The 19,857-nt window shown below is 65.3% G+C and carries 16 protein-coding genes; 11 read left to right on the forward strand and 5 right to left on the reverse strand.

Annotation, left to right across the window (positions count from 1 at the left end):
* The first annotated feature begins 62 nt into the window (after positions 1 to 62).
* The 3 genes from AX729_RS24160 to argC all read left to right on the forward strand — a co-directional run bounded on the left by AX729_RS24160 (position 63) and on the right by argC (position 2,467).
* Positions 63 to 593: a DedA family protein gene (locus AX729_RS24160; protein ID WP_061026786.1), complete on the forward strand. Its 531-nt coding sequence runs from the start codon at positions 63 to 65 to the stop codon at positions 591 to 593.
* Between the two features lie 225 nt (positions 594 to 818).
* Complete coding sequence (locus tag AX729_RS24165) at positions 819 to 1,487, forward strand: FMN-binding negative transcriptional regulator (protein ID WP_061026787.1); 669 nt, start codon at positions 819 to 821, stop codon at positions 1,485 to 1,487.
* Positions 1,484 to 2,467 carry an N-acetyl-gamma-glutamyl-phosphate reductase gene (argC, locus tag AX729_RS24170; RefSeq protein ID WP_061026788.1) on the forward strand — a complete coding sequence of 328 codons (984 nt, stop codon included), beginning with the start codon at positions 1,484 to 1,486 and terminating at the stop codon, positions 2,465 to 2,467. Before AX729_RS24165 ends, argC begins: the two co-directional genes overlap by 4 nt.
* Positions 2,468 to 2,605: 138 nt before the next feature.
* Here argC and AX729_RS24175 read toward each other — a convergent pair whose 3' ends face one another.
* Both AX729_RS24175 and AX729_RS24180 read right to left on the reverse strand, forming a co-directional pair.
* The gene (locus AX729_RS24175; protein WP_061026789.1) at positions 2,606 to 3,004 is read right to left on the reverse strand and encodes an MAPEG family protein; all 399 of its coding nucleotides are present in this window, start codon (positions 3,002 to 3,004) and stop codon (positions 2,606 to 2,608) included.
* Between the two features lie 62 nt (positions 3,005 to 3,066).
* Positions 3,067 to 4,875, reverse strand: coding sequence for a PHA/PHB synthase family protein (locus tag AX729_RS24180; protein WP_061026790.1), 1,809 nt, complete (start codon positions 4,873 to 4,875; stop codon positions 3,067 to 3,069).
* Between the two features lie 254 nt (positions 4,876 to 5,129).
* Between AX729_RS24180 and AX729_RS24185 the strand changes: the two genes are divergently transcribed.
* The 5 genes from AX729_RS24185 (at position 5,130) to AX729_RS24205 (ending at position 10,164) form a co-directional block, all read left to right on the forward strand.
* Positions 5,130 to 5,405 (forward strand): hypothetical protein, encoded by a 276-nt coding sequence (locus AX729_RS24185; RefSeq protein ID WP_061026791.1) that lies wholly within the window; start codon positions 5,130 to 5,132, stop codon positions 5,403 to 5,405.
* A 227-nt stretch (positions 5,406 to 5,632) separates the two neighbouring features.
* Positions 5,633 to 6,853: an LL-diaminopimelate aminotransferase gene (locus AX729_RS24190; RefSeq protein WP_061026792.1), complete on the forward strand. Its 1,221-nt coding sequence runs from the start codon at positions 5,633 to 5,635 to the stop codon at positions 6,851 to 6,853.
* 29 nt (positions 6,854 to 6,882) lie between these two features.
* Positions 6,883 to 8,199: a homoserine dehydrogenase gene (locus AX729_RS24195; RefSeq protein ID WP_061026793.1), complete on the forward strand. Its 1,317-nt coding sequence runs from the start codon at positions 6,883 to 6,885 to the stop codon at positions 8,197 to 8,199.
* Between the two features lie 143 nt (positions 8,200 to 8,342).
* Positions 8,343 to 9,344: a class II fructose-bisphosphatase gene (glpX, locus tag AX729_RS24200; protein ID WP_061026794.1), complete on the forward strand. Its 1,002-nt coding sequence runs from the start codon at positions 8,343 to 8,345 to the stop codon at positions 9,342 to 9,344.
* 100 nt (positions 9,345 to 9,444) lie between these two features.
* Positions 9,445 to 10,164, forward strand: a complete 720-nt coding sequence (locus tag AX729_RS24205) for a haloacid dehalogenase type II (RefSeq protein WP_061026795.1) — start codon at positions 9,445 to 9,447, stop codon at positions 10,162 to 10,164.
* 7 nt (positions 10,165 to 10,171) lie between these two features.
* Here AX729_RS24205 and AX729_RS24210 read toward each other — a convergent pair whose 3' ends face one another.
* Positions 10,172 to 10,765, reverse strand: coding sequence for a TetR/AcrR family transcriptional regulator (locus tag AX729_RS24210; protein ID WP_061026796.1), 594 nt, complete (start codon positions 10,763 to 10,765; stop codon positions 10,172 to 10,174).
* 378 nt (positions 10,766 to 11,143) lie between these two features.
* Between AX729_RS24210 and AX729_RS24215 the strand changes: the two genes are divergently transcribed.
* Both AX729_RS24215 and AX729_RS24220 read left to right on the forward strand, forming a co-directional pair.
* On the forward strand, positions 11,144 to 12,235 hold the full coding sequence (locus AX729_RS24215) for an efflux RND transporter periplasmic adaptor subunit (RefSeq protein ID WP_245325362.1): 1,092 nt from the start codon (positions 11,144 to 11,146) through the stop codon (positions 12,233 to 12,235).
* A gap of 5 nt (positions 12,236 to 12,240) precedes the next feature.
* Entirely contained in the window at positions 12,241 to 15,387 is a 3,147-nt protein-coding gene (locus AX729_RS24220; protein WP_061026798.1) for an efflux RND transporter permease subunit, read from the forward strand.
* A gap of 51 nt (positions 15,388 to 15,438) precedes the next feature.
* On the opposite strand, the gene AX729_RS24225 is transcribed toward AX729_RS24220, so the two are convergent.
* Both AX729_RS24225 and AX729_RS24230 read right to left on the reverse strand, forming a co-directional pair.
* Complete coding sequence (locus tag AX729_RS24225; RefSeq protein ID WP_061026799.1) at positions 15,439 to 16,410, reverse strand: MBL fold metallo-hydrolase; 972 nt, start codon at positions 16,408 to 16,410, stop codon at positions 15,439 to 15,441.
* Between the two features lie 232 nt (positions 16,411 to 16,642).
* Entirely contained in the window at positions 16,643 to 17,719 is a 1,077-nt protein-coding gene (locus tag AX729_RS24230) for a methyl-accepting chemotaxis protein (protein ID WP_061026800.1), read from the reverse strand.
* Positions 17,720 to 17,995: 276 nt separating this feature from the next.
* Between AX729_RS24230 and recJ the strand changes: the two genes are divergently transcribed.
* A complete protein-coding gene (gene recJ, locus AX729_RS24235; protein ID WP_061026801.1) occupies positions 17,996 to 19,837 on the forward strand; it encodes a single-stranded-DNA-specific exonuclease RecJ in 1,842 nt (613 codons plus the stop codon).
* Positions 19,838 to 19,857: the final 20 nt, after the last annotated feature.

Below are 19,857 nucleotides of genomic sequence, written 5' to 3' on the forward strand. Positions count from 1 at the left end.
TCCTTGGCTTACCAGTCCTTTTCATCAGCAGCACCTTGAGACGGGGCGGAAGGCAATTTTTGATGGAGCAGTATGCGCACGCCCTCGCTGAATTCGTGCGCGTTCACCAGGCTTGGGCGGCACCGGTCGTGTTCCTGCTCGCCTTCGGGGAGTCGCTTGCGTTCATATCGTTGCTGGTCCCGGCCTGGGGCGCGCTGGTGGCCATCGGAGCGCTGATCGGGGCGAGCGGCATCAGCTTCTTTCCGGTCTGGATCGCCGGCGGGCTCGGCGCGGCGCTGGGCGACTGGGTCTCCTACTGGTTCGGCTACCGCTACAAGGAGAGGGTTGCCCAGATATGGCCGCTCTCGCGTTACCCGGACCTGCTGCCCAGAGGCGAGGCGTTCGTGCGCAAGTGGGGCATACCCAGCATCTTCATCGGGCGCTTCTTCGGTCCCTTGCGCGCCTCCGTGCCGCTCGCGGCCGGGATCTTCGAGATGCCCTATTGGAGCTTCCAGGCTGCCAATTTCGTCTCGGCCCTGATCTGGTCGGCCGTGCTTCTGCTGTTCGGTGACGTGCTCGCGAAGCTCATGGAATGGATCTGGCGCGTCATCTGACGCCGGCACCTTGACCGGAACCCGATCTGGCCTTATAGCCGCGCGCCATGATCAACGCCGCGACCATCATGTTCGCCCGTCGCCGCCGCCGCTCTTTAGCGGTTTGGGCGGTCGATCGCGTTTGAGATCATCGTCTTTGCCGCTGGACCCGATCCGCGGCATCCTCTCTCCTGTCAGCGCGATCTGATCCGGCGGCCCCCCAAGGAGGCCCAGCAGGAGACCACGATGTACACGCCACCCTTTTTCAAGCAGGACCGCGCCGCGAGCCTGAAGTTCGCCGAGGAGCGCGGCTTCGGCACGATGTGCGCCTTCGACGGCAAGAAGCCGGTCGCTTCGCCGCTGCCGTTCTATCTGACCTATGCCGCTGATGGCACACCGCAGGCGGCCTTCCATCTCGCCCGTCACAATCCGCTGCTAAAGCTGGCGGATGGCGCCGCGTCCTGGCTGCTCGCGGTCAACGGCCCCGATACCTATGTTTCGCCGGACTGGTACGTCTCGCCGGATCAGGTCCCGACCTGGCTCTACCAGTCGGTGCATCTGAGCGGGCCGGTGCGGCTGCTGTCGGACGACGAGCTGTCGGTGCAGGTCGACACGCTCAGCGACAAGTTCGAGACCTGGTTGCTGCCGAAGAAGCCGTGGACGTCGGGCAAGATGACGGCGGGCCGGCTCGAGGCGATGAAGAAGGCGATCGTGGGCCTGGTCATGACGGTTGAGGAGATCGAAGGCAGCTTCAAGCTCAACCAGCACAAGTCAGACGCCGACTATACGGCGATCGCCAACGCACTCGGTGCGCAACCCGCTGCCGATGCCAGAGAGATCGCGCAACTGATGCGGGACGTGAGGCCCGAAGCCTTCGCGGCCGAAACCAACGAGCTTGAAAGGAGCGTATCATGAGCCTCACGGAAACCACCAAAGCCCCGACCGTCGGCGCGGCGAAGAAGCCCGCCACCGTGTTCGTCGACGGCGGCTCCGGCACCACCGGCCTCGGCATCAACGAGCGGCTGAAACTCCAGAGCGATGTTGCGGTGAAGACCATCGCCGACGACAAGCGCAAGGACCCCGCGGCCAAGAAGGCGCTGATGGAGGAGGTGAACCTCGTCATCCTCTGCCTTCCGGACGATGCCGCCAAGGAAACCGTTGCGCTGGTCGACAGCATGGGCAGTTCTGCGCCGAAGGTGCTGGACGCTTCGACGGCATACCGGGTCGCGCCCGACTGGGCCTATGGCTTTCCCGAACTGACCCCGGACCAGGCCGGCAAGATCAAGGCGGCGAAGAAGGTTTCAAATCCCGGTTGTTATCCGACCGGCGCGATCGCGCTGCTGCGGCCGATCGTCGATGCCGGCCTGCTGCCGCAGGATTATCCCGTCACCGTCAATGCCGTGAGCGGCTATTCCGGCGGCGGCAAGTCCATGATCGCGAGCTTCGAAGATGGCAGCGCGCCGTCCTTCGAACTCTACGGTCTCGGCTTCGAGCACAAGCATCTGCCGGAGATGCAGCTCTATTCCAACCTGACGCGGCGGCCGATCTTCATTCCCTCGGTCGGCAACTACCGGCAGGGCATGCTGGTCTCGGTGCCGCTCCAGCTCGATACGCTGCCGGGCAAGCCTGCCGGTGCCGATCTGCAAGCGGCGATGGCAAAGCGCTACGCAGGTTCGAAATACGTCAAGGTGATGCCGCTTCAGAACGAGGCGACCAAGGGCGGCCGGCTCGAGCCGGAGGCGCTCAACGAGACCAACATGCTCGAGCTCTACGTCTTCGCCAGCGACAAATATCATCAGGCGTTGCTGGTCGCCCGGCTCGACAATCTCGGCAAGGGCGCATCCGGCGCTGCCGTGCAGAACATGCGGCTGATGCTGGGTCTGCCGGAGGAGTAGGGCAGCCACCACTGGTGACCCGGACGCAGCGCAGCACGTCTTCGGTGATGCGCTGCAGAGCCGGGGCCCATTCCTGCTTTGCTTGTCGCCTGCTGGCTCTGCGGCGCGTCACGGACGTGCTGCGCCCAGGAGAAGAGATTACAGCACCCTGAAGATCGCCAGCGCCAGCACGGCCTGTGCGAGGAAGCCGACGGTGAAGGCCAGCGTGCGGAACACCGGAACTCCGAGCGCGTACACGATCGCATGCGCGACGCGCGACCAGAAGTAAACGGCGCAGGCGAGCACGGTCCATTTCGTGGAATAGTCGATCGCGTTCAGGATCAGGACCAGCGGCGCGAAGATGACGAGGTTCTCGACCGCGTTGTCATGCGCGAACATCAGCCGGTTGGCCCATTCCGCCTGCGGCTTGTCGCCGCGCGCCGGGTTGGCCATGGCACCGCTCAGCCCCCGAACCTGGCAACGGTTGACGATGTAGGGAATCCAGAGGATCCCGGTCAGGATCACCGTACACGTCAGCCAGAACAATTCGCGCGTCATAGTCCGGTCCCCTCTCGTCGCTGTGCCGAAGGCCTGTCTATACAAAAGCGCGGGAGATTCCGCTATGCGCGAACTCTGACATAGCTGCCGGGCGCGTCCTCGATCGGCGGGAATGCTTCGCTGCCCACCATGCGCGCCGGAACTTCCTCGGGATCGAGCTCGCCGAGCCATTGGCGCCAGTCCGGCCACCACGAGCCCTTGTGCTCCACGGCGCCCTTCATCCATTGCGCGATGCTGACGTCCTTGATGTTGTCGTTGGTCCAGTACTGGTACTTGTTCGAGGCGGGCGGATTGACCACGCCGGCGATGTGGCCCGAGCCGGACAGGACGTACTTCACCGGACCGCCGAAGAACTGCGAGCCGTACAGCACCGATTCCGCGGGCGCGATGTGGTCCTCGCGGGTGGCGAGATTATAGACGGGCACCTTCACCCTGGAGAGATCGAGCAGGGTGTTGTCGAGCACCATCGTGCCGGTGGAGAGCCGGTTCTCCAGATAGCAATTGCGCAAGTAGTAGGAATGGTTGGCCGCGGTCATCCGTGTCGCGTCGGAGTTCCAGTGCAACAGGTCGAACGCGCTCGGCTGCTGGCCCTTCAGGTAGTTGCTGACGACGTAAGACCAGATCAGGTCGTTGGAGCGCAGCATGTTGAAGGCCATCGCCATCTTCGAGCCTTCGAGCACGCCGGCCGCCTTCATGTCCTGCTCGAGCGCTGCGATCTGCTCCTCGTTGACGAACACGAGGAGATCGCCGGCATGGGTGAAGTCGACCTGGGCGGCGAAGAACGTCGCGGACGACACGCGCTGACGGCGCTTCTCGGCGAGCCAGGCCAGCGTGGTCGCGAGCATGGTGCCGCCGACGCAATAGCCGGCGGTGTGCACCTTCATCTCGCCGGTGACCTTCTCGATCACGTCCATCGCCGTGAGCGGGCCTTCCTTCATGTAGTCTTCCCAGCTCTTGTTGCCGAGCCGCTTGTCGGGATTGACCCATGAGATCACGAACACGGTGATGCCCTGGTCGACGCACCACTTGATGTAGGATTTCTCCGGCTTGAGATCGAGGATGTAGAACTTGTTGATCCAGGGCGGCACGATCAGGAGCGGAGTGCGCAGCACCGTCTCCGTGGTCGGTGCGTACTGGATCAGCTGCATCATCTCGTTCTGGTAGATCACCTTGCCAGGCGTCGTCGCCATGTTGACGCCGACGACGAGATTGTCCGGATCGGATTGGCGGATCTTCAGGATGCCCTTGCCGGCCGCGATGTCCTCGGCCAGCATCTTCAGGCCGCGCGCGAGGTTCTCGCCGCTGCTGGCCACCGTTTCGCGCAACACCTCCGGATTGGTCAGCACGAAGTTGGACGGCGACGCTGCGTTGATGACCTGCTGGACGTAGAACTCTGCCTTGCGGCGGGTCTGCGGATCGAGCCCATCGGCATCGCGCACGAGCTCCTGCGCCCATTTGGCCGTGAGCAGATAGAGCTGCATGACGAAGTCGAAGAACTGGTTCGACTTCCATTCCGGATCCGCAAAGCGCTTGTCGCGCGGCGAGGGCGCGATCGCCGGTGGAGCGTCCTGACCGGCCATGCGGCGCACCGCCGCGCCCCAGAGGTCGAGATAGTCCTTCGCGAGCTTGGTCTGGATATCGGAGGACCGCGACGTATCCGACAGCCAATATTCGGCGACCGAGGTGAAGGTCTTGACGACCTCGGCAAGCTCGGCCGGCGGGCGATCCTGCACCTCGCCGCTCTCGCGCGGCTTGAGGTAAGCGGCGAGCGCCTTGCCGCCGCTTTCCATCGCCCGCGCGACATTCATCGCGAAGGCTTCCGCATCGAACTTCGTCCCGGGTTTCGGCGTGTCGGTCGTGGCCATGCTCATGAGCAGAACAGTAACGATTCATTCCGTATTCGTCATCGCGAAGCTTGCATGTTTGACGTTAAACACTCTCGAAGATGTGTTGCACTGCGACAAATCTTCTTGGTTCCGTCACAATCGGGCCGCACCGCTCGGCTTGTTGGGCAAGGGCTGTTTTTCTCGCTCGCACCATTTGGGCAGCAATGGTTTGAGCTTGGGTGTGGTCTTGGGTAAGGTTGCCCGGGGCCGTGCTTTGGGACGAGTAGGGGATTTCCCAAGTGTTGGCGTTATGGGACCTGCAAAAGACGCTGCCGACCTGCGGGGCGTTATTGATCGCGGCGCTTGCCGTGGGCGGATGTTCGAGCCAGTTCGCGGATTTGACGCCCGCGGATGCGCAGCCGCATGTCAGGGAGCCCGGCACCTATCTGCCGGTTCACGATCTGCCGCCGGATCGCGATCAGGCGATCATCCCACCGGAGCAGCGCGCCAGGATCGAGGCCGAGCTCGCCGCCGCGCGCGATCGCCAGGCGGTTGCCGCCAAGGACGCCAAATAGGTCCGTGCAGTGAGACGGGCAAGGTAATCGCTGGCGCCTGCGCCTTGCCGTGCTAAAAGACGTCGGTTCAGCCAAGAGTCAGGGCGAACGACTTCAGTCTCCGTCGTCGATGATTGCTCTAAATGTTTGATTTTGAGCGAATTTCGCGACGAGAATGAGTGACTCTCCGAATGGCCCTCGTGGCCCGTCGATTCTGTCCTGACCGGTTGCCCGGAGCCCAGAGAGCCATGGAAGAATTTTACCGCATTCGCCGCCTTCCGCCTTACGTGTTCGAGCAGGTCAACCGGGCCAAGGCGGCTGCGCGGAATGCCGGCGCCGACATCATCGACCTCGGCATGGGTAATCCGGACCTCCCCGCGCCGCCGCATGTGCTGGAGAAGCTGAAGGAGACGCTCGGCAAGCCGCGCACCGACCGCTACTCGGCTTCGCGCGGTATCCCCGGGCTGCGCAGGGCCCAGGCCGCCTACTACGCCCGCCGCTTCGGCGTGAAGCTGAACCCCGACACCCAGGTGGTGGCGACGCTGGGTTCGAAGGAAGGTTTTGCCAACGTGGCGCAGGCGATCACCGCGCCCGGCGACGTCATCCTCTGCCCGAACCCGAGCTACCCGATTCATGCCTTCGGCTTTTTGATGGCGGGCGGTGTGATCCGCTCGGTGCCCTCGGAGCCGACGCCGCAATTCTTCGAGGCGGCCGAGCGGGCGATCGTGCATTCGATCCCCAAGCCTCTGGCGCTGGTCGTCTGCTATCCCTCGAACCCGACCGCCTATGTCGCGAGCCTCGACTTCTACAAGGACCTCGTCGCGTTCGCGAAGAAGCACGAGATCCTGATCCTGTCCGATCTCGCCTATGCCGAAGTCTATTTCGACGAAAGCAACCCGCCGCCCTCGGTGCTCCAGGTGCCGGGCGCGATGGACGTCACGGTCGAGTTCACCTCGATGTCGAAGACCTATTCGATGGCGGGCTGGCGCATGGGCTTTGCGGTCGGCAATGAGCGTGTGATCGCCGCGCTCGCCCGCGTCAAATCCTACCTCGATTACGGCGCGTTCACGCCGGTGCAGGTCGCCGCGACCGCCGCGCTGAACGGTCCGGACGATTGCATCAAGGAGATGCGCGACACCTACCGCAAGCGCCGCGACGCGCTGGTGGAATCGTTCGGTCGCGCCGGCTGGGAGATACCGCCGCCGGAAGCCTCGATGTTCGCCTGGGTGCCGCTGCCGGAGGCCTTCCGCAGCGTCGGCAGCATGCAGTTCGCAACCCTGATGGTGGAGAAATCCGGTGTCGCGGTCTCGCCCGGCGTCGGCTTCGGCGAGCATGGTGAAGGATATGTCCGCATCGCCATGGTGGAAAACGAGCAACGGATCAGGCAGGCCGCGCGCGGCGTGCGCCGCTTCCTTGAAAGCGGCATCGAAACGTTGCACAACGTCGTTCCGCTCGCCAATCGGCGTTGAGTTCTCTTCGGCAGGTTTTCTAAGACATCATGGTTGCACCCCTGAAAGTGGGCATAGCGGGGCTCGGCACCGTGGGCGCCGAAGTCGTCCGTTTGATCGAAACGCAGGCGCGCGTGCTCGCGGGCCGCAGCGGCCGCGGCATCCGTGTCGTCGCCGTCACGGCGCGCTCGAAGGCGAAGAAGCGCGGCATCGACCTGCGCGGCGTCGAATGGGCCAGGGATCCGATGGCGTTGGCCACCCATCCCGAGGTCGACTGCTTCGTCGAGTTGATGGGCGGCGCGGGCGACCCGGCGCTGTCGGCAGTGGAAGCCGCGCTGAACGCCGGCAAGTCCGTCGTCACGGCCAACAAGGCGCTGCTGGCCAAGCACGGCCTCAAGCTCGCGAAGGCGGCTGAAAAGCACGGCGGTGCGCTGAATTTCGAGGCAGCCGTCGGCGCCGCCATTCCCGTCATCAAGACGTTGCGCGAAGGTCTTGCCGGAACCGGCGTCAACCGCGTCTACGGCATCCTCAACGGCACCTGCAATTATATCCTGACGCGGATGGAGCAGGAGGGCCTGTCCTTCGCCGAGTGCCTGAAGGATGCGCAGCGGCTCGGCTATGCCGAGGCCAATCCGTCCTTCGACGTCGACGGCCACGATACCGCGCAGAAGCTCGCCATTCTCGCCAGCCTCGCCTTCGGCACGAAAGTTGCTCAAAGCGCAGTGTATGTCGAAGGCATCTCCTCCATCGCGCCGGAAGATCTTCGTGCGGCCGCCGATCTCGGTTACCGCGTCAAGCTGCTCGGCGTCGCCGTTCGCACCGCCAAGGGAATCGAGCAGCGCGTGCATCCGACCATGGTTCCGAAATCCTCCTCGATCGCGCAGGTGATGGGCGTCACCAATGCGGTCACGATCGACGGCGAGGGCATTCCGCCGATCACGCTGGTCGGCCCCGGCGCAGGCGGCGCGGCGACCGCATCCGCCGTGGTCGCCGACATCGCCGATGTTGCGCGCGGCATTCGAGCCAATCCGTTCGGCCGGCCGATTTCGCAACTGCGCGACACCAAGAAGGCGCCGATGGAGCGGCATGAGGGCGGCTACTACATCCGCCTGCTCGCGCGCGACTTCCCCGGCACTGCGGCCGCGATCGCGACGCGGCTCGCCGAGCAGAAGATTTCGATCGAGTCGATCGTGCAGCGTCACCCCAATGGCGGCGCCGCGCCCGGCAACGGCAAGGCGGTGCCCGTGCCCGTCATCCTGATCACCTATGCGACGCACGAGGACGCGGTGCGCCGTGCGCTCGCCGCCGTGCAGCGCGACAAGGTGATCAGCGGACGGCCGCAGGTGATCCGGATCGAGAAGAACTGAGCATGCTCCGGAAAAGTGTGCAGCGGTTTTCCGGAAAGAGCATGCTGGAACCAAAGGGCTGTCGTTCGTTCGAACGAACCGTGGGTGCTGTGAGTTGATGCGGACGGAATGTCCGTCCCAAACCGTTTCGAAGGAGTGAGCCTATGTCGACCCATATTTCAGTCCCGCCGCAAGCATTGCTCGAGCGCATCCTCACGCTGGAGATCGTGCGTGTGACGGAGCGGGCGGCGGTGTCGTCGGCGCGACTGCGCGGGCACGGCAACGAGAAGGCCGCCGACCAGGCCGCCGTCGACGCCATGCGGCGCGAGCTCAACAAGCTGCCGATCCAGGGCACCATCGTGATCGGCGAGGGCGAGCGCGACGAGGCGCCGATGCTGTATATCGGCGAGCAGGTCGGCACGAAGACGGGCCCCGAGGTCGACATCGCGGTCGATCCGCTCGAAGGCACCACGCTGTGTGCCAAGAACATGCCGGGCTCGATCGCCACGATGGCGATGGCCGATGGCGGTACGCTGCTGCACGCCCCTGACGTCTACATGCAGAAGCTCGCGATTGGCCCCGGCTACGACAAGGGCGTCGTCGAACTCGATGCCTCGCCCGCCGACAACGTCCGCCGCCTCGCCAAGGCCAAGGGCGTCAAGCCGGATGGCATCACCGTTCTCGTGCTCGACCGTCCCCGCCATGCCGACATCATCGCGAGCGTGCGCTCGACCGGTGCCGCCGTGCGCCTGATCACCGACGGCGACGTCGCCGGCGTGATCCACTGCGCCGACCCCGACAACACCGGCGTCGACATGTATCTCGGCACCGGCGGTGCGCCGGAGGGTGTGCTGGCCGCCGTGGCGCTGCGCTGCATCGGCGGCCAGATGCAGTGCCGCCTGATCCTCGATTCCGACGAGAAGCGCGAGCGGGCCGCCAAGATGGGCGTCAACGATCCCAAGATGATCTACGGCATCGAGGACATGGCGCGCGGCGACTGCCTGTTCGCCGCCACCGGCGTCACCACGGGCTCGCTGCTCTCGGGCGTCAAATTCCGCAAGGACGGCGTGATCGAGACCGAAACGGTGGTGATGCGCTCCGTCACCGGCACCGTGCGCTACATCAAGGCCGAGCACCGCGAGCTGGCCAAGTTCCATCTGGACTAGACGAGACAATAACGGCTGCCGTCATTCGGGGGCGATGCGCAGCAGCCCCCCGGAATGACAACAAGAAAATTGGCGACAAGAACAAGCAGGGAAACCGCCCATGTCCGATCTCTCCGCCGTCAAAGCCCTCGTCTTCGACGTGTTCGGCACTGTCGTGGACTGGCGTACCAGCTTGATCACCGACTTCATGTGGTGGGCGAAAGGCCGTGGCATCAGCGCCGACTGGACCGCGCTCGTCGACGGCTGGCGCGGCATGTACATGGCCTCGATGGACGACGTCCGCCAGCATCCCGAGCGCGGCTATGTCATGCTGGATGATCTGCATCGCCGCTCGCTGGACAAGCTCGTCGAGAAGTTCGCGATCAAGGGGCTGACTGAAGCCGATCTCGATTATCTCACCAAGGGCTGGCACCGCCTGCACCCGTGGCCGGACAGCGTCGCCGGCCTGACCCGGCTCAAGACCAAGTTCGTCATCGCGCCGCTATCCAACGGCAACGTCGCGCTGCTCACCAACATGGCGAAGTTCGCCGGCCTGCCCTGGGACCTCATCCTGTCGGCCGAGCTGTTCGAGCACTACAAGCCCGATCCGGAAACCTATCTCGGCGCCGCGCGCCTGCTTTGCCTCGAGCCGGAAGAGGTGATGATGGTCGCCGCCCACAATGGTGATCTCGCTGCCGCTCAGAAGAACGGGCTCAAGACCGCGTTCGTGGCGCGGCCGACCGAATACGGGCCGCATCAGAAGGTCGACTTCGAAGCGACGGGCAATTGGGACATCGTCGCCAGGGATTTCGGCGGGATCGCCGATAGGCTCGGCTGCTGATCGCCGCTCAACCCGGGCGAGGCAGTTCGCCGGCCTGGTCCTCGGGCGCGCAGAAGGTTGAGATCGCAAGGTCGATCCGTCGGTCCACGACGCGGCGGTTGAGCCTGAATTCTGTGTCGGTCAGCAGCCTGAAATGATCGTGGCTGAACGCCATGCCGAACAGCATCTCGGCGATGAGGCGGAGGGGCACGCCTTGAAAACGCGGCGCGAGGCGAATCGTCTTGAGCTGCTCGATGATGTGATCCATGCCGCTCTCGATGATGACCTCGGCGAACATGCGCCCCAGCGCCGGTGAGGCCTGGCGTTCACCGATGATCAGGCGCTGCAGCGCGATCTCGCCGGGCGACAGCGCCACGTCTGCAGCTTCCCGGAGCATGTTTCGAAGCCGGCTGACGGGTGACCCTTCCAAAGGCGCCTCTGCATAATCGGCGGCGGGCAGGCTGCGCAGCAGCATGGCGCGGAACAGGTCGGTCTTGCTCTCGAACAATTTGTAGAGCGTCTTCTTCGACATTCCGGCAGCCCTGGCGATGTCGTCCATCGTCGTCGCGGCGAACCCCTTGCTGGTGAAGGTGTCCTTCGCCGCCGCCAGCAATTGCGTCATGCGCGCGTCCGGGGCGGGCAGTCGGATGGCAGGCTTGGCTCGCTCCGGAGATGGCGCCGGGCGCCTCAGGCTTTTGGAGTCTCTCGCCATGGGAACATCCGACTTGAGCTGCTTCACGACTGCTTGAACGCAGTTTCATGCGCAGCCTAGCACTTGACTTCGGAAAAGGAAACTACCAAGTTTCCAAACGGAAACCGAATAGTTTCCGAATGTTTCCGCGCGCCGCCCCCGATCGAGGGGCCGCAACTCACCCAATGGATCGTCATCATGCGTCCTTTGTTCGCCCGAGCTGTTCCGCTAATTGCCCTGCTGCTTGCAGCTTGCGGGGATCAGGGTCAGCAAGCCGGACCGCCACAGATGGTGCCGGAGGTGGGTATCGTGACCTTGAAGCCGCGGGAGGCGGAGATATCGACCGTCCTGCCGGGGCGCGTCGTCGCCTATCAGGTCTCGGAGGTCCGGCCGCAGGTCACGGGCATTCTGCTCAAGCGCGACTTCGTGGAAGGCGCCGAGGTCAAGGAGGGCGACCTGCTCTATGAGATCGATCCGGTGCAGTACAAGGCCGCGCTGGCCAGCGCCGAGGCGTCGGTGCAACGGGCGGAGGCGACGCTCGTCAGCGTGCGCCTGAAGGCCGCGCGCAAGACCCAGCTGCTTCAGACCAATGCCGCCAGCCAGCAGGACGTCGACGACGCCGTTGCCGCCTACAAGCAGGGCGAGGCCGATCTGCATGCGGCGCAGGCCAACCGCGACACAGCGGCGATCTCGCTCGACCGCACCAGGGTGACCGCGTCGATCTCGGGCCGTATCGGCAAGTCGACCATCACGCCAGGCGCGCTCGTCACCGCGAGCCAGGCCACCCCGATGACGACGATCCAGCAGCTGGATCCGGTCTATGTCGATCTCGACCAGTCGACCTCCGAGATGGAGCGCCTGCGGAGCGAGATCGCCAGCGGCCAGCTCAAGCGCCCGGCCGGGGGCGTGCAGGTCGAACTCCTGATGGAGAACGGCAAGGTCTATGGCCACAGGGGCAAGTACGGATTCACCGATACGAGCGTCAACGAGAGCACCGGCTCGGTCTCATCGCGCGCGATCTTCGCCAATCCCGAGCGCCTGCTGCTTCCCGGCATGTATGTGCGCGCACGCGTCGTCGCCGGCGTCGACACGGCCGCGATCCTGGTGCCGCAGCGGGCGGTCTCGCGCAATCCGCTGGGGCAGGCGGTGGCGATGTTCGTCGACAGGGACGGCAAGATCGAGCAGCGGACGCTGGATCTCGGAGAGGCGGTCGACGACAACTGGCTGGTCCGCGGCGGCGCCAAGTCGGGCGACCGTCTGGTCGTCGAGGGAACGCAGAAGGCGCGTCCGGGCGCGCCGGTCAAGACCGTTGAAGTCACGGTGGACCCGGCGACCGGCCTCACGGTGAAACCGACCCGGCAGGCCGAGGCGCAGCCGGCAGTCGCGGTAACGGAGCGGTAATCGTCATGTCGCATTTCTTCATCAAGCGGCCGATCTTCGCCTGGGTCATCGCCATCCTGATCATGCTGGGCGGCGTGCTCGCGATCATGCGCCTGCCGATCGCGCAATACCCGCAGATCGCGCCCACCGTCGTCACGATCAGCGCGACCTATCCCGGCGCCAACGCCCAGACCGCCGAGAACTCGGTGACCAAGGTCATCGAGCAGAACATGACCGGCCTCGACCATCTGCAATACATGTCGTCCTCGAGCACCTCGACCGGCGCCGTGTCGATTTCGCTGACCTTCACCAACGAAGCCGATGCCGACATCGCCCAGGTTCAGGTGCAGAACAAGCTCCAGCTCGCCACCCCGCTGCTGCCGCAGGTCGTGCAGCAGCAGGGCATCAAGGTCGTGAAATCGTCGTCGAGCTTCCTGATGGTGCTCGGCTTCGTCTCCGATGACGGCCGGCTCAGTGCCAGCGACATCGCCGATTACGTCGCGTCCTCGATCAACGACCCGATCAGCCGCGTCGCCGGTGTCGGCCAGGTGCAGCTGTTCGGCGCCGAATACGCCATGCGGATCTGGCTCGATCCCGACAAGCTCGCCAAATACAATCTGATGCCGGGCGACGTCACCGCTGCGATCCAGACCCAGAACACGCAGGTGACGGCCGGGCAGCTCGGCGGTCTTCCGGCCGTCGGCGGCCAGCAGCTCAATGCGACCATCACCTCGCAGAGCCGCCTGCAGACGGCAGAGCAATTCAAGGACATCATCCTGCGCACCGCCACGACGGGCCAGACCGTCCGCATCGGCGACGTCGCTCGCGTCGAGCTCGGCTCGAAATCCTACGACTCTACCGCGCGCTACAACGGCAAGCCGGCTGCCGGCATGGGCATCAGCCTCGCGACCGGCGCCAATGCCGTTGCGACCTCGGAAGCGGTGAAGGCGCGCATCGCCCAGCTCACGGCCACGATGCCGGAGGGACTGCGCGTCATCTATCCCTACGACACCACGCCGTTCGTGAAACTGTCGATCGAGAAGGTGATTCATACGCTCTTCGAGGCGATCGCGCTCGTCTTCGTCGTGATGTTCGTGTTCCTTCAGAGCTGGCGCGCCACCATCATCCCAACCATCGCCGTGCCGGTGGTGCTGCTCGGGACGTTCGGCGTGCTCGCGCTGGCTGGCTATTCCATCAACACGCTGACGATGTTCGCGATGGTGCTCGCGATCGGCCTGCTGGTCGACGACGCCATCGTCGTGGTCGAGAACGTCGAGCGCGTGATGGCGGAGGAGCATCTCTCGCCGCGCGAGGCGACCGAGAAGTCCATGCGCGAGATCACCGGCGCGCTGGTCGGGATCGGCGTCGTGCTGTCGGCCGTGTTCATTCCGATGGCGTTCTTCAACGGCTCGGTCGGCATCATCTATCGGCAATTCGCGCTGACCATCGTCACGGCGATGCTGCTCTCCGTTCTGGTGGCGCTGGTGCTGACGCCGGCGCTGTGCGCCACCATCCTGAAGCCGCCGAAAGATCACGGCGCCCGGCGCGGCTTCTTCGCCGCGTTCAACCGCGGTTTCGACCGCATGGCCGATGGCTATCAGCGCGGAGCGGCCGGCGCGATCAGGCGTGTCGCCGGCGTCCTGATCGCATTCGTGGCGATCGTCGCTGCCATGGTGGTCCTGTTCCAGCGGCTGCCGAGCTCGTTCCTGCCCGAGGAGGACCAGGGTTCGATCATGACCCTGATCCAGCTTCCGGTCGGCGCCACCTCGGCGAGGACGCTCGACGTCATCAAGCAGGTCGAGCACCAGTACCTCGACAACGAAAAGGATGCCGTGCAAGGCGTGTTCGCCATCAATGGATACAGCTTCGCCGGCCAGGGGCAGAACGTTGGCCTTGCCTTCGTCAGCCTCAAACCGTTCGACGAGCGCAAGCATGCGGGGGCCTCGGCGCAGGCCGTGGTCGGCCGCGCCATGGGTGCGTTTGCCCGGATCCGCGATGCGATGGTATTTGCCGTGCTGCCGCCGCCGATCCCGGGCTTCGGCAATGCCGGCGGCTTCGACGTCTATCTTCAGGACACCGGCGGGAACGGCCACGAGGCGCTGATCCAGGCGCGCAACCAGCTCCTCGGGCAGCTCGCGGCGGACAGGCGCGTGGCGCAGGCGCGGCCGAACGGACAGGACGACACGCCGCAATTCAATCTCGACGTCGACCAAGCCAAGGCCACGGCGCTCGGCGTGAGCCTGAGCGATCTCAATACCACGCTGTCGGCGGCGTGGGGCGGCGCCTATGTCAACGACTTCATCGATCGCGGCCGCGTCAAGCAGGTCTATGTTCAGAGCGATGCACCGTTCCGCATGGACACCAGCGACATCGGCCGCTGGTACGTGCGCAACACAGCGGGCTCGATGGTGCCGTTCTCGGCGCTCGCTACCAATCGCTGGAGCTTTGGCTCGCCGCGCCTGGAGCGCTACAACGGCGTTGCCGCCGTCGAGCTTCAGGGACAGGCGGGGCAGGGCATCAGCTCGGGCGTCGCCATGCAGGCGGTGGAGGAGCAGATGGCGAAGCTCCCCAAGGGCTACGGCCATGAATGGACCGGTTTGTCGTTCCAGGAGCGGCTAACCGGGAGCCAGACGCTGTATCTGTATTCGATCTCGCTGCTGATCGTGTTCCTCAGCCTCGCCGCGCTGTACGAGAGCTGGTCGGTTCCGTTCGCGGTGATGCTGACGGTGCCGATCGGCGTGCTCGGCGCGCTGCTCGGGGCGACGCTCTTCGGCCAGGCCAACGACGTCTATTTCCAGGTCGGCCTGCTCACCACGATCGGTCTCGCCTCGAAGAATGCGATCCTGATCGTCGAGTTCGCGCTGGAGCAGATCGCGGCCGGCCGCAGCCTCGTCGAGGCCACGCTGCACGCCGCGCGCCAGCGGCTGCGCCCGATCCTCATGACCTCGCTCGCCTTCATCCTCGGCGTGCTGCCGCTGGCGGTCGCGACCGGCGCCGGCTCCGCCAGCCAGAATGCGGTCGGCATCGGGGTAGCCGGCGGCATGATCGCGGCAACCGCGCTCGGCATCTTCTTCGTCCCCGCGCTGTTCGTGCTCGTCCGACGGATGTTTCCGGGGGCGCAGCCCGACGCAGTCGGCTCGAAGTCACTTGCCCACGCTGAGCCCGCGGAATGAGCTCAATCGCAACTCCGGGCGGCTCGCGCCGCCCGGAGCCGATTTGCCGGCCTACAGCGTCATCTTCATCGGTTCCGGATAGTAGTGGAAGCCGTCGCCCGCTTTGGCGACATGGCCGTAACCCGGCCAGGCGAAGTGATAGGACATCACCGGGGTCTTGTTGGCCGCAAGCATCGTCAGCAGCTTGACGCGCGTGTCCGCCGCCTGCTTCGGATCGGTGTCGTAAGAGAACTCCATCCGTGGCCGCTCCAGCAGCAGCACCGAATGGTGCGAGAGGTCGCCGAGGAAGGCGAACGATTTTCCCGCCGACGAGACCAGGAAGATGGTGTGACCGACGGTGTGGCCGGGCGCCGCGATCGCCTGCACGCCGGGCAGGAATTCCTGGCCGTCCTTGAAGAACACGATGCGGTCGCGCACCGGCAGCAGGTTCTTGCGGGCGTGGACGACGAAGTCCTTGGCCGGGCTGCCGAGCTTGGCCTCGTCGGTCCAGAAGTCGAAATCGGTCTGTGAGATGTAGACCTGCGCGTTCGGAAACAGCGGCTTGCCGCCTTCGTCGACGATGCCGCCGATATGGTCGATATGGGCATGCGAACAGACCACGGCATCGATGTCGCCCGGCTTGATGCCGGCCTCGGTCATGCTCTTCTGTTGTCGCCCGGTGCTGGCGCCGAACATCTTCGAGCTGCCCATGCCGGTATCGAACAGGATGAGCTTGTCGCCGGTGTTCACGATCGGCGAGTTCTGTTCGAGCACGACGTTGTCCGGCGACAGGAAATTGTCGGCGAGCATCTTCTTGACCTCTTCCTTGGGAACGCCGGTGAACGTCCCCGAGGGATCACCGAGCGGCAGTGGCCCATCGGACACGACGGTCACCTCGGCATCGCCGAGAATGAAGCGGTGCCAGTAGGGCGTCTGCGTGCCGAGCTTGGGAGCCCGGGCCATCGCGCTGCTGCCGAGCATGGCGCTGGCGCCGAGGCCCGCGCCAAGCGCTAGCAGGGACCGACGAGAGACATCGATTGTCATGCATTTCCTCCGCTTTAGTCTTTTATCTTGCGCAATTGTTCGCGCGTTGCGACCGGCCTGATCAGCCATGCGGCCGAAGGTCGGCGGAAGGCATGCTGCGCCGGTTACGACAAGCTAGCAAGTAGAATTGGTCCGCGGTCCATGCGACCGCGGAATTGCGCGTTGCGCAACTATCAATGTGACGTCGGGGTTGTTGTCTCGAGTTTTGGCCGGGCCGGCGGACCCGCCGGCCTCACGCCGTGCAGACGATCACGCCGTACCAGCCGAGCCCGCGATAGGTCTCGTAACCCGGGGTCGCATGAAAGGCGACCAGCGTGCCGTTGCGCTCGTGATAGAAGCCGGAGCGCTGGCCGTTGAGCGACAGCGAGACGCGCTCGCTCAAAATGCCCTGGCCGTCGGACGCCGCGATGACGCGAAAATTCGAATCGACCAGCAGCACGCGCGCCTTGTCGTTGTCGCCGACCCGCACGCCCTGGACGATGGCGCGGGCCTGCGGCTCCCAGTCGAAATGGATGGCGAGCACGCCGATCGGCGCGCCATTGGCCTGACCGCCGGCGCGGACGCTGGCGCAATAGGTCGCGACCTGCGCGTTGCCGAGCAGCGGCTGGTTCTCGACGTCGCCGGCGACGTAGTCGTCACCGGAGCGCAGGGACCGCGCCTCGCGGAACCATTTGGTATGGGCGACGTTCTGGCCGACGACGCGAAAGCGGTCGGCGCGGCCGTTGGCGATGACGTTGCCGTCGAGATCGCAGAGCCAGAGATCGAGATAGACCGTATAGGCCCCCAGGATCACGCCGAGGCGTTGCGAGGCGTGGTTTACGGCCGCAGGGCTCGGTTCAGCCGCGCAATCGACTACGGCGGAGTCGGTGGCCCACCAGCGCACGTCGCACGTGCGCTCATAGAGGTTGCGGTCGATCAGCTCGATGGCGTTGAGCGACAGGTCGACCATGCGCTCGCCGCGCGAACGCTGGCTCATCCGCTCGATCGAGGAGACGAGATCGCCGGTGCGTTTCGTCAATTGGGTTTCGAGTTCGCGGGCGATGGTCTCGACCTGCTGGCCGACGCCGCGCACCTCCTGCGCCACCACCGCAAAGCCCGCGCCTTGTGCGCCGGCACGCGAACTCTCGATCAGCGCGTTCAGCGCCAGCATCTTCATCTGGTTGGTAATCTGCTGGATCGACTTGGTCTTGTCGACCGCGATCTGGTTGACCTCCGCAGTGAGGCGGTTGATCAGCACGGAGATGTCGGAATCATCTTCGGTGGGTTCGGTGGCGATCGGCTTGGCTTTGAGACCCAGCGCAGCAGACATCGGGGACTTCCCTTGGCAATGAGGCCTGATCTGCAATGAACGGGGAACAACGACTTACAGATCGAATACGATTCTTTTTCGAAGATTCCGCCTAACGCCTGCTTAATTTGCTGTTCCGCGGAATGCCTAAATGGTAGTCACCCCGCCGGCCGGCGCCATCCACCGCTTTGTGCGGCCGGGCCGTTGCAAATCCCGTCCGATTGCCGGCCAATCCTCGGGAAGCCGGTGACCGCGTGATTTCCTGGCCCCCGAGTTCCCAACAAGTTGCCCCCCGCCATGACGCCGCCTGCCACCACCTTGCCCGTCGAAGCGCCCCAGGCTTTCCTGGGCGTGGCGCGCTCGCTGACCGACAAGCTCTGGCGCGACCGTCTGGACGGCCGCGGGGCGGCACAGGCGCTCGCCATCGCGCAGCGGCACCAATTGCCCGAACTGCTGGCGCGGGTGCTGGCCGGCCGCGGGGTCGACATCGACGCCGTGCCCGACTTCCTCGATCCGACCATTCGAAAGCTGATGCCGGATCCCTTCACCGTGACGGAGATGGAAGCCGCCGCCAAGCGGATCGCCGATGCGGCGGCGAGGGGCGAGAAGGTCGCGATCTTCGGCGATTACGACGTCGATGGCGCCACCTCGGCGGCGCTGCTCGCCTGGCACCTGCGCCATTGCGGGCTCGATCCGCTGATCCACATTCCCGACCGCATCTTCGAGGGCTACGGCCCGAACATCGAAGCCGTTCGTGCGCTGGCCGAAAAGGGTGCGACGCTGCTGGTCACCGTCGATTGCGGCACCACCAGCATGGAGCCGCTGGCGGAAGCCAAGCGCCTCGGCATGTCCGTCGTCGTGATCGACCACCACCAATGCGGTCTCGATCTTCCCGAGGTCGACGCGCTCGTCAATCCGAACCGCCCCGACGACCTCTCGGGTCTCGGCCATCTCGCCGCTGTCGGCCTCGTGCTGGTGACGCTGGTCGCCGTCAACCGCGAACTGCGCCAGCGCGGCTTCTGGAGCAGCGAGATGCCCGAGCCCGATCTGCTCGGTATGCTGCATCATGTTGCGCTCGGCACGGTCGCCGACGTGGCGCCGCTGATCGGCCTCAACCGCGCCTTCGTCGCCAAGGGGTTGATCGCGATGCGGCGACGTGACCATGTCGGCCACACCGCGCTGATGGACGTCGCACGGCTCAACGGGCCGCCGGAGGCCTGGCATCTCGGCTTCATGCTGGGCCCGCGCGTCAATGCCGGCGGGCGCATCGGCCGCGCCGATCTCGGCGTGCGGTTGCTGCTTGAAGGCGACAGCGTCGAGGCGGCGCGGATCGCCGCTGAGCTCGATCGCCTCAACAGCGAACGCCGTGTCATCGAGCAGGCCGCGGAAGCCCAGGCCGAAGCCGAGGCGCTGGCCTCGATCGGGCTGGAGGACAAGCTCGCCGTCATCGTCACGGCCTCGGAAGGCTGGCATCCCGGCGTGGTCGGCCTCGTCGCCTCCCGCCTGAAGGAGAAGTTCTCGCGGCCGGCTTTCGCCATTGCGCTCGAGCCCGGCGGTATCGGCACGGGCTCGGGCCGCTCGATCGCCGGCGTCGATCTCGGCAAGGCGGTGCGGCAGGCGGTCGCCGACGGCATCCTGCTCAAGGGCGGCGGCCACGCAATGGCGGCGGGCGTCACGCTGCGCAAAGAGAAGCTCGCGGAATTCCGCGCCTATCTGGAGAACGCGCTGGCGCGTGACGTCGCGGAGGCGCGCCACGTCAACGAGCTCTATATCGACGGCGCGGTCTCCGCACGTGCGGTGACGCCGGAGCTTGCGACGACCCTCAACCGCGCCGGTCCCTTCGGCAGCGGCAATCCGGAGCCGGTGCTGGCGTTGCCGGCGCACCAACTCGTGTTTGCCGACGAGGTCGGCCAGGCGCATCTGCGCCTGCGCTTCAAGTCCGGCGACGGCGCCATCGTCAACGGCATCGCGTTCCGTTCGGTCGGCCAGAAGCTCGGCAACGCGCTGCTGGCCAACCGTGGTCAGCAGCTGCATGTCGCGGGATCATTGTCGGTCGACCGCTACCAGGGCGCCGAGCGCGTGCAATTCCGCGTCGTCGACGTTGCGCTACCGGACCAGGGGCCATCCGTGATTAGATAACGGCTCCAAACAATGAAAAA

Source organism: Bradyrhizobium sp. CCH5-F6 (assembly GCF_001556045.1).
GTDB lineage: Bacteria > Pseudomonadota > Alphaproteobacteria > Rhizobiales > Xanthobacteraceae > Bradyrhizobium.

Bases quoted from the DNA above. Each gene is read 5' to 3' on its own strand.
- AX729_RS24190 (WP_061026792.1), top strand. From the start codon at position 5,633: ATGGAAGAATTTTACCGCATTCGCCGCCTTCCGCCTTACGTGTTCGAG.
- glpX (WP_061026794.1), top strand. From the start codon at position 8,343: ATGTCGACCCATATTTCAGTCCCGCCGCAAGCATTGCTCGAGCGCATC.
- AX729_RS24230 (WP_061026800.1), bottom strand. From the start codon at position 17,719: ATGTCTGCTGCGCTGGGTCTCAAAGCCAAGCCGATCGCCACCGAACCC.
- AX729_RS24225 (WP_061026799.1), bottom strand. From the start codon at position 16,410: ATGACAATCGATGTCTCTCGTCGGTCCCTGCTAGCGCTTGGCGCGGGC.
- argC (WP_061026788.1), top strand. From the start codon at position 1,484: ATGAGCCTCACGGAAACCACCAAAGCCCCGACCGTCGGCGCGGCGAAG.
- AX729_RS24165 (WP_061026787.1), top strand. From the start codon at position 819: ATGTACACGCCACCCTTTTTCAAGCAGGACCGCGCCGCGAGCCTGAAG.
- AX729_RS24180 (WP_061026790.1), bottom strand. From the start codon at position 4,875: ATGAGCATGGCCACGACCGACACGCCGAAACCCGGGACGAAGTTCGAT.
- AX729_RS24160 (WP_061026786.1), top strand. From the start codon at position 63: ATGGAGCAGTATGCGCACGCCCTCGCTGAATTCGTGCGCGTTCACCAG.
- recJ (WP_061026801.1), top strand. From the start codon at position 17,996: ATGACGCCGCCTGCCACCACCTTGCCCGTCGAAGCGCCCCAGGCTTTC.
- AX729_RS24195 (WP_061026793.1), top strand. From the start codon at position 6,883: ATGGTTGCACCCCTGAAAGTGGGCATAGCGGGGCTCGGCACCGTGGGC.
- AX729_RS24210 (WP_061026796.1), bottom strand. From the start codon at position 10,765: ATGACGCAATTGCTGGCGGCGGCGAAGGACACCTTCACCAGCAAGGGG.
- AX729_RS24175 (WP_061026789.1), bottom strand. From the start codon at position 3,004: ATGACGCGCGAATTGTTCTGGCTGACGTGTACGGTGATCCTGACCGGG.
- AX729_RS24205 (WP_061026795.1), top strand. From the start codon at position 9,445: ATGTCCGATCTCTCCGCCGTCAAAGCCCTCGTCTTCGACGTGTTCGGC.
- AX729_RS24220 (WP_061026798.1), top strand. From the start codon at position 12,241: ATGTCGCATTTCTTCATCAAGCGGCCGATCTTCGCCTGGGTCATCGCC.